Annotated in this window: 12 protein-coding genes; 8 read left to right on the top strand and 4 right to left on the bottom strand. The window is 58.1% G+C overall.

The window, feature by feature from the left end; all coding sequences use genetic code 11:
- Positions 1-7: 7 nt before the first annotated feature.
- The 5 genes from NUW46_RS11965 (at position 8) to NUW46_RS11945 (ending at position 3199) form a co-directional block, all read left to right on the top strand.
- A complete protein-coding gene (locus tag NUW46_RS11965; protein ID WP_418140194.1) occupies positions 8-313 on the top strand; it encodes a hypothetical protein in 306 nt (101 codons plus the stop codon).
- 139 nt (positions 314-452) lie between these two features.
- Positions 453-1160 carry a MotA/TolQ/ExbB proton channel family protein gene (locus tag NUW46_RS11960; RefSeq protein WP_069183336.1) on the top strand — a complete coding sequence of 236 codons (708 nt, stop codon included), beginning with the start codon at positions 453-455 and terminating at the stop codon, positions 1158-1160.
- Between the two features lie 25 nt (positions 1161-1185).
- The gene (locus tag NUW46_RS11955; RefSeq protein ID WP_023009970.1) at positions 1186-1698 is read left to right on the top strand and encodes an ExbD/TolR family protein; all 513 of its coding nucleotides are present in this window, start codon (positions 1186-1188) and stop codon (positions 1696-1698) included.
- Positions 1695-2195: an ExbD/TolR family protein gene (locus NUW46_RS11950; RefSeq protein ID WP_064228964.1), complete on the top strand. Its 501-nt coding sequence runs from the start codon at positions 1695-1697 to the stop codon at positions 2193-2195. Before NUW46_RS11955 ends, NUW46_RS11950 begins: the two co-directional genes overlap by 4 nt.
- A 5-nt stretch (positions 2196-2200) precedes the next feature.
- On the top strand, positions 2201-3199 hold the full coding sequence (locus NUW46_RS11945; protein WP_069183337.1) for an AgmX/PglI C-terminal domain-containing protein: 999 nt from the start codon (positions 2201-2203) through the stop codon (positions 3197-3199).
- Positions 3200-3223: 24 nt separating this feature from the next.
- On the opposite strand, the gene NUW46_RS11940 is transcribed toward NUW46_RS11945, so the two are convergent.
- The 4 genes from NUW46_RS11940 to NUW46_RS11925 all read right to left on the bottom strand — a co-directional run bounded on the left by NUW46_RS11940 (position 3224) and on the right by NUW46_RS11925 (position 8591).
- Positions 3224-4588, bottom strand: coding sequence for a sodium:solute symporter family transporter (locus tag NUW46_RS11940; RefSeq protein ID WP_349342974.1), 1365 nt, complete (start codon positions 4586-4588; stop codon positions 3224-3226).
- Between the two features lie 63 nt (positions 4589-4651).
- Positions 4652-6376 carry a diguanylate cyclase domain-containing protein gene (locus NUW46_RS11935; protein ID WP_418140193.1) on the bottom strand — a complete coding sequence of 575 codons (1725 nt, stop codon included), beginning with the start codon at positions 6374-6376 and terminating at the stop codon, positions 4652-4654.
- Between the two features lie 70 nt (positions 6377-6446).
- Positions 6447-8249 carry a PHA/PHB synthase family protein gene (locus NUW46_RS11930; protein WP_418140192.1) on the bottom strand — a complete coding sequence of 601 codons (1803 nt, stop codon included), beginning with the start codon at positions 8247-8249 and terminating at the stop codon, positions 6447-6449.
- A gap of 9 nt (positions 8250-8258) precedes the next feature.
- On the bottom strand, positions 8259-8591 hold the full coding sequence (locus NUW46_RS11925; protein ID WP_418140191.1) for a phasin family protein: 333 nt from the start codon (positions 8589-8591) through the stop codon (positions 8259-8261).
- Positions 8592-8734: 143 nt separating this feature from the next.
- Between NUW46_RS11925 and NUW46_RS11920 the strand changes: the two genes are divergently transcribed.
- The 3 genes from NUW46_RS11920 to NUW46_RS11910 are packed head-to-tail and all read left to right on the top strand — an operon-like array spanning position 8735 to position 12186.
- Positions 8735-9055, top strand: a complete 321-nt coding sequence (locus NUW46_RS11920) for a TraR/DksA family transcriptional regulator (protein ID WP_305967191.1) — start codon at positions 8735-8737, stop codon at positions 9053-9055.
- A gap of 38 nt (positions 9056-9093) precedes the next feature.
- Entirely contained in the window at positions 9094-9795 is a 702-nt protein-coding gene (locus tag NUW46_RS11915) for an ABC transporter ATP-binding protein (protein WP_319823023.1), read from the top strand.
- 21 nt (positions 9796-9816) lie between these two features.
- Positions 9817-12186, top strand: coding sequence for an ABC transporter permease (locus tag NUW46_RS11910; protein ID WP_418140190.1), 2370 nt, complete (start codon positions 9817-9819; stop codon positions 12184-12186).
- Positions 12187-12194 lie beyond the last annotated feature (8 nt).

The following is a 12194-nucleotide window of genomic DNA, read 5'->3' as shown; positions in this document are numbered from 1 at the left end:
AGGTGATATGAAACGTCTCGTATTGCTCACTCTGGCTGCGTCCGCGCTGCTGCCTGCAGCGCCTATGCTGTATGCCCAGGACGCCCCGGGTGTTGTAACCATGGAAGGCACCCGCATCCGTGGTGACCAGGAAGTGCCTACTGTGATGTATCTGGTGCCCTGGCAGCCACCGCAAGTCGACGAGTTGCGAGCGCCGGAAGAACGCCTGATGGTCGACCAGGGCCTCACGCCGCTGGAGCGCTATGAATTTCAGCGGTTCATCAGCTACCACCAGGCGTTTATCAAACAGAATCAGGCAGAAACCGGGGAATAGGATGTGATGCCTGTCACATCCTGTGTGTGTACCTGCGCAAGATTAAACAAACCCTCACACAGACTTTCGCGAACTTACCCGCACAGGGGCAGGACGCGCATAGACTGATTTGAAAACCGGACCATGGAGTGCCCAGAAAATGATCGATACCGCCGTTCGCTTCTTCCAGGAAGGTGGCTTTTTTATGTTTCCGATCGCCGTTGTGCTGATCATCGGACTCATTGTTGCCATTGAACGTTACGTCTACCTTTCCGCCCAGAAACTGACCAACCGTCGGGATTTCAACCGCCTCCACCAGATGATTGCAAAGCGCGATCTGAAGGGCGCACTGAATTACACTCAGGAGTCCGGTAGTGCCATGTCCACCATGATTGGCTTCGGCCTCCAGCGTCTGGCCCGCCGCCAGGGTCGCGAAGAGATCGAATACGCCATGGAAGAGGGGCTGCTGGATGTTATGCCCCGGCTGGAAAAGCGCACACAGTATTTGGCAACGCTGGCCAACATTGCCACGCTGCTGGGCCTGCTTGGTACCATCATCGGTCTGATTGCCGCCTTTACCGCAGTAGCCGCAGCGGATCCGGCCCAGAAAGCAAGCCTCTTGTCCCAGAGTATCTCGGTCGCCATGAACACCACGGCGTTTGGCCTGATGTCAGCCATTCCGATGCTCCTGATCCATTCGCTGCTGCAGACCAAGACCAACGAGATTGTTGATAGCTTCGAAATGGCCGGCATCAAGGTTCTGAACCTTCTCAGCGATGGCTCCGGCAATAAGTCCGGTGCACAAACTCAGGGTCAGACTGCCGCTGCGCCGGCACAGGTAGCGACACCGGCCGGTAGCCCGGCCTGATAACCAGCCAGAAGGATGTCAGGCCATGAGACGGAAGCATCGTCGCCTACAAAGTGAGGCAGATCTCGACATCACGCCCTTCATGAATCTCATGATTGTGCTGGTGCCGGTACTGCTGCTGAACATGGTGTTTGCCCACACCAGCGTTCTGGAACTCAACTTCCCGACCGGCGAGAGCCTGTCGGCAGAGCAGGCCGAAGAACTGCAGATCCAGGTTGTGATCTATGAAGATCGGCTGGTTGTTGCAGATAACCAGGGCGGCGTCATCAAGGACATACCCCGACGTGAGGGCGAGTATGATTTTGCTCTGCTCAAGGATGTCATGAAAGAGATCAAGAGTCGGGTGCCGGACAAGAAGGATGTGATCATCATGCCGTCCCGCCAGACCTCCTATCAGTCCCTGGTTTCCGTGATGGATACGGTGCGCTCCTATGAAGCCGTAGTGGCTGGGAGTGTTGTAGAGGCGGAGCTGTTCCCCGAAATCTCCCTCGGAGATGCGCCTGCCCAGGCCTCGGGCTCCGCGGAGGTGAGTTCATGAAAGAATCCGCGAAAGCCCGCCGTCTGAAGCGTCATTACCGGCGCAACAAAAGCCAGGGAAAAATGAACCTGGTGTCGCTGATGGATATTTTTACCATCCTCGTGTTCTTCCTGATGGTGAACTCTTCGTCTGACGTGCAGGTACTCAACCAGAACAGCACCATCAAATTGCCCGATTCGACTGCCCAACAACCCCCGGGTGATGTATTGGCATTAACGGTGACCGACAGGGATATTCTGGTCAATGGTCGACTGGTGGTAAAACGCGACGCCTTCCAGACCTTCGACGGGCAGGTTGAGCCATCCCTGAAGCAGGAGCTCGACTACCAGGCCAGCCGGTCGTCGGCGCCAGCGCCGGATGCAGGGCGTCCGATTACCATTCTTGCGGACCGGGAACTTCCTTACGAGCTGCTCAAGAAAATCATGTCCACCTGTGTGGACGCCGGTTATGCCAGCATTTCCCTGGCGGTTAATCAGCGTACGGAACAGGGAGCCTGAGTCTTATGGATTACCGGTATGGATTGCCCTGGAATCAGGAACGCGGTGAGCGAAAGCGGCTGCTTGCCGCAGCCGTTGTTGTGGTGCCTTTGTTCCTGGCTTTTGCAGGCTATGTCAGTTGGATAGAACTGCCAGAGCGGGACCGTGAGGAACAGGAGGCCTTGCCACCCCAACTCGCCAAACTGATCATCGAGAAAAAGGAACCGCCAAAACCGGTTGTGCCCGAGCCTGAGCCAGAACCACCGAAACCCGAGGAAAAGCCCGTGGAGCAGGCGAAGCCTGAGCCCGAACCGGAGCCCATTCCAAAGCCGGTGGTTCCGGAACCTGAGCCGGAACCACAGGTAGCAGAAGAACCTGAGCCCAAGCCGGAACCGAAACCTGAGGAGGTGGCCAAAGCCCGGGAAAAGGCCAAGAACACCGGTATTCTCGCGATGGGGAACGAGCTGTCAAAACTCAGCTCCCTGGCAGAGTCGGTCAAGCTTGATGGGCCGGTAGCGAAGACTGCTGAACCAATTGCGCGGAAAACCGGCGATACGCTCGCAACCCGTGCTACGGAAAATACCCGGAGCAGTGGTGTCAACGAAGAGGCTCTGAACCGGGAGGCTCGTCAGGTTGCGCTTGCTGAGCGCGAGCGCGCAGAGGTTGCGGAGACAGAGCGGGTTGCCGCAGTGAAAGAAGCTGCCCGAAAGGAAAAGCAGGAGACCGCCGCCCGAACCCGAAGCAAGGAAGAGTTGCGTCGAACCATGGACGCCAACAAATCGGCAATATACAGCATCTACAACCGGGAGCTGCGACGGAAGCCTTCGCTCCAGGGGAGTATCACACCGGAATTGGTCATCGAACCTAACGGTGCGGTGTCCAGTTGCTCAGTGGTTGAATCAACGCTGAATGAGCCGGCGCTCGAGAACAAGATCTGTAACCGGTTGAGGCTGGTGGATTTCGGGGCGCGGCCGGGCGTCGACCAGACCAAGATCAGGTACCCGATTGAATTGCTGTCCAGTTAACCGACTGGACAGCATAACCTCCGCCTAGCGTTTCGGGGTCACAACCGCAATCGCGAGACTCACCAGGCCGGAGCCTGCAAGGGCTCCAACGAATGGCATAAGGGTCGGAATGCTGCCCGGAAAACTCGCAGCTTCCAGACCTGCCATCAGGCTGCCACCGGAAATCCAGCCTGGCAGAATCGCTCCGAAAAGCCCTGCCAGGCAGCCCAGAATCGCCGCCCGAGTGGTCATCTTTCTCCAAAGCCCCATCAGCACCGGCAGCACCGCCGTGGCGCACAGCAGGTCGGCGATCAGAAACAGCCGTAGTACGGAAATGCCCTGAAGCGCTACCAGAACGACCGGAATCATCAGCAGCACAGTGAACCAACGGGCGCTGATTATGGACAGGCCCTGTTTCTCGGTAACCGCCAGGGAAGCAAGCGCGTTCTGCAGGGTATCCACCGACGAAGCGACCAGGGTGATGGCCAGAATAAGAGCCGGTAAAGCAAGCCATGCCGGAGCATCAGCGAGCAAGGCAAAGAACGGAATTGGAGGGCTGCCCAGGTCGGCGCCACTCATGGCGGCCAGGATTCCGAGCCCGCCCACTACGGCGACAACGCCGATGGTGACTGCGCCGCCTAGCAGAGCCCCACGACTGAGGGCACCGGTGTCACGGGCTGACCACAATCGTTGCCAGTATCCCTGGTGGAACAGGTTGGCGGCGGTTACCGCGATTACCAACGTCAGCGCCACGCTCAGAGATGCAGAAGTTGGTATGTCCGGCAGGGCGGCGGGTGTTGCGTCCGGGAGTTTGCCCAGGGCGACGAAACTGACAATGGCGAGCAAGCCGATCAGTAATAATGCCTGCCACTGATCGGTGACGATGCTTGCCCGGAGGCCGCCGACGGCCGTGTATATCAGTGTGGTGACCGCCACGCCAATAACCACAATGCCACCGTCTATGCCGGAGAGCAGCGCGGTAATGGCACCGATGGCGGTGAGCTCCGCGGTCAGGAAGCAGAGCATGTAGAGTACCGAGATCATTGAGACATAGCGGCGCACGCCATTGCCATAGCAGGCGTTGGCGAACTCGCCGATACTGCGTCCCTCGGGCAGGAATCGGCGGATGGCTGGGCCACAGAAGGCGAACACAATGAACGGCAGGGCGGCACCCAGGGCATAGCCTGCCAGCGCCAAAGGCCCGACCAGTGCACCTACCTCAGGCGGTGCAAATAGAATCCAGCCACCCATGCCGGAGGCAAGAAAAGAGAGTCCCAGGGCCCTGGCCCCCTGGCTGTTCCGCGCTGTTACGTAATCATCCAGGCCGCCGTCTGCAAGTCGGGCCCTGAGTCCCAGCCAGGCAAAAAGGATCATGGCAACCGCAATCGCCGCAAGGGTGGTATAAAACATCGGGGGATTCTCCGCCATTCTTCGAGCGGGCTATAGTGCCACAATGGCAAAGGCGGGGCGAGATCAGGCGCCCGCAGCAACCTCGGGGGTGAACAGCCGGAACAGATTGCGACCGTCCTGCTTGGCCCGGTACATGGCGATGTCCGCACCTTGCAGCAGCTCGGATGCCGTCGAGCCATCCTGGGGGTAAAGGCTGATGCCAATGCTCGAACCTACACGCTGAGTCGTGCCATCTATGCGATAGGGTTCCTGGTTCTGGGCAATCAGGCGTTCCGCAACCCGATAGGCATCTTCAACATGCTCCAGATCGGGCAGCAGGACAATAAATTCGTCCCCACCCAATCGGGCAAGGGTATCGTCCTCACGCAGACAGCTCTGGACCCGACTCGTGAACTGAAGCAGCAGTTCGTCGCCTGCGGCGTGACCAAGTTGGTCGTTCACGTTTTTGAAATGATCCAGGTCCATAAACATGACGGCAAGCAGTGAGGATCGTCGGTGGGCATGCCGAATAGCGTGCTCCAGTCGGTCTTCAAGCAAGCGTCGGTTCGGAATGCCGGTAAGCGCGTCGTAATAAGCCAGCTGGCGAATCTGATCCTCATTTTTCCTGTTCTGGGTGATATCGGTGAACAGGCCGGCGTAGTGGGTGGTGTTACCCTCGTTGTCGGTAATGGCGGTGATTGTCAGCAGCTCGAGGTAGAGTTCTCCGGTTTTGCGCCGGTTCCAGATTTCACCCCGCCAATAGCCATGGGTAACCAGAGAGTTCCACATCCGCTGGTAGAACTCGGTGTCGTGTCGTCCTGACGAGAGAATCTGCGGCGTTTTGCCGATAACTTCGTCCTGGCTGTAGCCGGTCAGGTGCGTGAATGCAGGGTTAACGAACTCAATGTTCACGTTCCTGTCCGTTACCATAATGCCCTCGAAAGAAGACTCGATGACTCGCTCTGCCAACTGGAGAGTCTTTCGGGACTGGGCAAGGGCGCGGTCTCTCTGCTCAAGAGCGTTTCGCAAATCGTCCAGATACATCTGTTCGGCGCCAGCAAGCATATCGTTGTAGCCAATCAGACCGGTCACCTCTCCCTGGCTATTGATCACTGCCAGATGGCGAATCCGGTGGTTGATCAGCAGGTCCCTGGCGTGAATCAACGGGTCCGACTCGCCAACGGTTAACAGCGGCCGGGTGGCGAGATCAGAAGCCAATGCGTTGCCGGTATTACGTGCAATCAGGCGCACAATATCCCGCTCGGTCAGGATCCCGAGACCGCCGTCGTGGCAATCCACCACGATGGCATCTGCCTGCTGACGGTGCATGATCGCAGCCACTTCGGAGAGTGGCAGCTTGCCATCAGTGACGAGCGGGGGGTGGGTAATCGCAGTACTTACTTCCCGCAAGCGCAGGTAGGGTTCCAGCCCCTGATTCAGGGCTAGGTCAGTCTGGGAAAGAATGCCGGACGGGGTGCCGGACTCATCGACGATCAGAAAATGGCGTTTGCCGGTTTCCCGGAAACGCAGTGCGGCTTCGCCAGCATCCATGTCGCAGGGGAGTGTCAGCACCGGGGCACTCATAACGGAACTGACCGGTCGCTCAAAGCTTTCCGGTCTGGAGAAATCGACGGTCAGGGCATCCCGTTCGGTCCAGATGCCGATAACCTTGTCATTCTCGGAAATCAGAATCGAACTGACCGAGTTTTCAGCCATACGCGCGGCCGCCTCCGCGATGGACGTTTGCGGAGGGCAACGCAACAGAAGACCGCTGTGCATGATGCGGGATATCGGTAGCGGTCGCCCCATGGTCACTCCTGGTTTTTGTCGTTTTTGGGTCGGGCGTCTTGTTCTTGCCTTTAGAGGTAAAGCGTTTGGGTTACTGTTTAGCAGCATCGGCTGCCTTGACCTTCACATAGCTACCCGGAGCATTTTCAATGGCGGGCAATTTGCCTTCTCCAGGTACTCGGGCCGGTACGTCTCCATCGGAAAAGCGCCCGATCCACTCAAGCCAGTGGGGCCACCAGGAGCCCGGATGGTGTTCGGATTGCTCGAACCAGGCGTCTGCGTCCGGCACCAGTCTGTCGTTGGTCCAGTAGCCGTACTTTTCCTTGTAGGGCGGGTTAATCACGCCAGCGATATGGCCTGAGCCGGAGAGCACAAAGCGGACATCGCCGCCGTGGGCCAGGGCTCCCTTATAAGTTGTTTTCCATTTGGCGATGTGGTCCTGCCGGGCAGACAGGAAGAACGAGGGCACCTCGATCTCGGACAGGTTGATGGATTCCCCGAGCAGGTTCAGGGAATCCGGTTGCACCAACCGGTTATTCAGGTACATCTGGCGCAGATAGTAACTGTGCATGCGTGCAGGCAGATTGGTGCCATCGGTGTTCCAGTACAGCAGGTCAAACGCCGCAGGCTTCTCGCCTTTGAGGTAGTTATTGGTCCAGAACGACCAGAACAACTCGTTTTCCCGCAGCAGATTGAATGTGAACGCCATGGCACGGCCGTCGAGGTAGCCCTTGCGTTCAAGCATTCTCTCAATGCCCCGGATCGAGTGATCGTTGATAAACACCCCGATTCCACCCGGATCCGAGAAGTCCAGCAGGGTGGTCAGATAGGTGGCGCTGGCTACCGGATCGCGGCCTTTTTTCTTCAGCCAGGCCAGTGTTGAGCCCAGCAGGGTGCCACCGATACAGTAACCGATCACGTTCATCTGTTCTTCGCCGGTGGCTTCGGTTACAGCCTCCATGGCAGCCAGCGGCCCGAGCTCCATATAGTCTTCCCAGCCTTTGTCCCGAAGGGAAGGGCCAGGATTGCGCCACGAGATAATGAAAACGGTCTGCCCCTGGTTCACTAACCACTGAATAAAGGAGTTCCTGGCCGTCAGGTCCAGGATGTAATACTTGTTGATCCAGGGCGGCACAATCAGCAAGGGGCGTTTGCTGACGGTTTCGGTTGTTGGCGAGTACTGGATCAGCTGCATCAGTTCGTTCTGGAAGACCACCTTGCCCGGCGTGGTTGCCAGGTTACGCCCAACCTCGAAGGCGGAGCGATCCGTCATGCCAACATTGAAGAGGGATGGGTTCTGGCGCAGATCTTCGATGAGCTGACGCCCACCGTCGACCAGGTTCATCCCCTTGCGTTCCCAGGTAATCCGAAGCACTTCCGGGTTGGTGGCCGGGAAATTGGACGGTGACAGCGCGCTGGTCAGTTGCCGGGCGTAGAACAGCATCTGATCCCGCCCGGCCTGGGGCAACCCTTCCATGCCGGCTACCCAGTTCAGGAACGTGCGGGAATTGATCAGGTACGCCTGGTGAAGCACATCAAACGGCAGATGCTTGTGCCAGTCTTCGGCCTGGAAGCGCCGGTCATCGGGTTCGGGTTCCACAACGGGCTTCTTGTCCTTACCCATCAGCCGGGCGAGGGTGTAAGACCCCAGCGCAGCATGTTTGCGGGCCAGATCCAGCTCCGCGCCGGCGAACCGGAGCGGATGGAGAAGAAGATCCTCGGCCATTGTCCGGTAAGCGTCAGACATTTCCGTGATCGTGGAGAGGGTTGCATCATCCAGGACGCCAGCGTCCCCCAGCAATTTCTCCAATTGCTGCTGTCCCTGGCGGACGTTCGTTTCAAAAACGTTGACGAGCTGACCAACCGCTTTCCCGAGCGTATCCAGACCGAACATGGGTATCCCCTATTTGGCAGCTTTCGGGCTGGCCTTGGTGACTTCTTCCGGCGCTTTTTCGAACACCTTCTGAATCTGCTCCCGGCTTTCATTGAAGTAGTCCTGCCAGGCTTTCCAGTCTGCCGTGAACTGCTCGCTCAGGGATTTCAAAGTTTCCGCCTGATCGCCAGTAAGGCTTTTCAGGCCTTCCAGATCACGGACTTCAGACACCTTTTTGGCCTGCTCCATGGTGACATCGGCATAGAGGCGGAAGGCGTTCATCTGCATTTCCGCGGCCTTTCCGAACTGCTCAACCAGGGTCTCGTTCAGTCGGGTCGCTTTTTCAAAAAGCTCAGTGTTCATGGTCACAACTCCTTTGCATGAAGAATCGATGGAGTTCCATTCTGCCTCAGCCGGCGTGACGCAATTTTGACAAGCATCAATCCCGGGTTCAGCTTATGCTTTACTGTAAGAGAATGTTTTCCCGGCAAGGCAGGAGGCACCACATGACTGACCGGAAATCCGAACTGGAAACCTTGAAGGCAGACCTGACGGCCCGACTTTCCCGCTATGAAGCCCATCAGCACCGGGAGGCTGGTGCGCTGGACAAGGATTTCGAGGAACAGGCTACCCAGACCCAGAATGACGAGGTGGTCGACTCGCTCGAAACGGAAACCCGTGCAGAGTTGGTGCAGATTGAACACGCCCTTGCGCGTATCGAGAGCGGTGTGGGCGACGAGTGTGAATCCTGCGGCGAAGCCATCGACCCGCGCCGTTTGCAGGTGCTGCCCTATACCACGGTCTGTGTCGACTGTGCCGAAGACTGACTGACACAGTGAAACCAGGGACGGCAGGCAGTTCAGAACTGCCAGTGTTTCATACCCGAGGGCTGACCAAGACTTACGATCAGGGCGAGGTTCAGGTGCATGCGCTACGTGGCGTCGATCTGGACCTTTTTGGCGGTGAACTTGTCGTCATGCTTGGCGCCTCCGGTTCGGGTAAATCCACGCTCCTCAACATCCTGGGTGGGCTGGACGTTCCCACCTCCGGGGAGGTCCGCTACCGGGATATAGACCTCAGCAAGGCCGGCGATCGGGAACTGACCCGTTATCGCCGGGAACACGTCGGTTTTGTATTTCAGTTCTACAACCTGATTCCGAGCCTGACTGCCCGTGAAAACGTGGCGGCGGTTACCGAGATTGCATCCAACCCCATGGCGCCCGAGGAGGCTCTTGCCCTGGTGGGCCTGCAAGCGCGCATTGATCACTTTCCCGCTCAGTTGTCGGGTGGTGAGCAGCAGCGAGTTGCCATTGCCCGGGCTGTCGCCAAGCGTCCGGCTGTGCTGCTTTGTGATGAACCCACGGGAGCGCTTGATTCAGCCACTGGCGTGCTGGTCCTTGAGGCGCTGGCGACGGCAAACCGGGAGACCGGTACCACGACGGTTATTATCACCCACAACGCTTCGATCGCGGCCATGGGCGACAGGGTCATAACCCTTTCCGATGGCAACATCAGCGGCGAACACCGCAATTCTGAGCGCCAGGATCCCCGGACCCTGTCATGGTGAAAAGACTGAGCAGGTAAGTTGATGGGCAGAAACGCACTCAACATCAAACTGCGGCGCGAACTCTGGCAATTGCGTGGCCAGGTGGTGGCCATCGCTCTGGTGATCGCCGGTGGTGTAGCCGTGTGTGTCATGTCCGTTCTGAACTATTCCTCTCTTATGGAGACGCGCGCGCAGTACTACGAGCAGCACCGGTTTGCCGAAGTGTTTGCAGCCGTCAAACGTGCCCCGCGTCATGTCCTGCAGGAGATTTCGAAGATCCCCGGGGTGGCCCGCGCCGAAGGCCGGGTTGAGGGCATCGCCAAGCTTGAGATGCCCGGATATACGGATCCCGTGTCGGCCCGCCTGGTGTCACTGCCACCGAACACGCAACCTGATATCAACCGGCTTTTCATCCGTGAGGGACGACTGCCGATGGCGGGACGCAACCAGGAGGTCGTGGCCATCGGAAGCTTTGCCGAAGCCCACGATCTGTCCCCCGGTGACCGGTTTACGGGCATCATCAATGGCAGGCGCCAGTCGCTGGTCCTGACCGGTATTGTCGAATCGCCGGAGTTTATTTATGTGATTCCCCCGGGGGGGATGCTGCCGGACTATGAGCGTTATGGCGTGCTGTGGATGAACAGGGAAGCGTTGGCTGCGGGGTTTGATATGGTCGGGGCCTTCAACAGCCTTGTGGTGACCCTGCGATCCAACATGTCGGATGCCACAGTGATTGATCATCTGGACCGGTCCCTGGCCAGGTACGGGGCGACAGGCGCCTATGGCAGGGAGCATCAGTTCTCGCACAGGTTCCTCAGTGACGAACTGGACCAGTTGAAGACCATGGCGACGGTGTTTCCCCTGATTTTCATGTCGGTCGCCATGTTTCTTCTGCATGTCGTCATCAGCCGTTTAATCAGTACCCAGCGGGATATCATCGCGGTGCTCAAGGCCTTTGGATACGGCAACCGACAGATTGCCTGGCACTACAGCAAACTGGTGATACTGATTGCGGTGATTGGTCTGGCGGTGGGGCTCGCACTTGGATTTTGGCTAGGTCGGGGGCTGGCGGAGCTCTACATGGATTACTACCGTTTTCCGGGGCTGTTGTTCCGTATTCATCCGGGTTGGTTGGTGTTGCTTGGCCTGTTGACGATACTGGTGGCCTGGGCAGGGGCCTGGAGGGCAATTCGTCAAGCCGCGGCCTTGCCCCCGGCCGAGGCCATGAGACCAGAGGGGCCGGCAAGGTACCGGATTGCCGGTGCCGAGAAGCTGCTCTCCGGTATTCGTTTCTCTCAGCCGTCGAGAATGATTGTGCGTCAGCTGGATCGACGTCCCGGTCGAACCCTGCTCTCAATGAGTGGCATTGCGATGGCAACCGCCATCGTGATGGTGGGCAATTTTCAGTTTGATTCTGTGTCCCTGATGGTTCACACCCAGTTTGCGCGGGTGCAGCAACAGGATCTGGCGGCGGCGTTCATAGATCCGGTCAACAGCTCCGCTATTTACACGCTTCAGCGACAGCCCGGTATTCTCTATGTCGAGGGAAAACGACTGGTGCCGGCGCGGCTCACGTTTGGTCACCGTCAGTGGCGCAGCGCCGTAACCGGCATCCCCTCGGATGCAAGACTCCAGTTCGTTGTGGACAGCAATCTGGCGCGGGTCCAGTTGCCAAAGGAAGGCTTGTTGCTGACGGATTTTCTCGCCGAAGAGCTGGGCGTTACTCCCGGGGACATTGTCCAACTGGAAGTGCTGGAGGGTGATAGACGGACGATTCCGGTGCCTGTTGCAGGCATTACGAGTGAATTTCTCGGTGTGGGTGCCTACATGAACCTGGATGCTCTCAACCGGGCTCTGGGCGACGGCCCCCTGATCAATCAGGCCATGATTAATCTTGATCCGGAAAGAGCCGGCGAGATCTATGACAGTCTGAGGGAAACGCCCGGTGTTCTGGGGCTCAGCATTCGCCAGGCCATGCTGGACAGCTTCTATGACACCCTGGCCAAGACCTTCCTGACGTTCACTTTCTTCAACAGCCTGATGGGCGGCATCATCGCATTCGGCGTTGTTTACAATACCATCAGGATATCCCTGGCCGAAAAGGGTAGAGAACTGGCCAGTCTCCGGGTGCTGGGATACACCCATAACGAAGTTGCGCACATACTGCTCGGCGAGGTGGCGTTGCTGATCATGCTGGGTGTGCCGCTGGGTTGGTTGATCGGGCAGGGACTGGCATTGGCCATTGTTACGGCCATGCAGACAGAGCTCTACCGGGTACCTCTGACCATCACCAGCCAGACACTGGCAATTTCTGCGATGGTCGTGGTGGTGTCAGCGATGGCGTCCGGAGTGATTGCGTGGTGGCGCCTGAAAGCGCTGGATCTGGTTGCCGTGCTGAAAACCCGGGAATAAAAGCATCT

Source organism: Marinobacter sp. MA, from assembly GCF_048298425.1.
In the GTDB taxonomy this organism is placed as follows: Bacteria; Pseudomonadota; Gammaproteobacteria; order Pseudomonadales; family Oleiphilaceae; genus Marinobacter; species Marinobacter salsuginis.
This window is presented reverse-complemented; position numbering and strand designations above follow the sequence as displayed.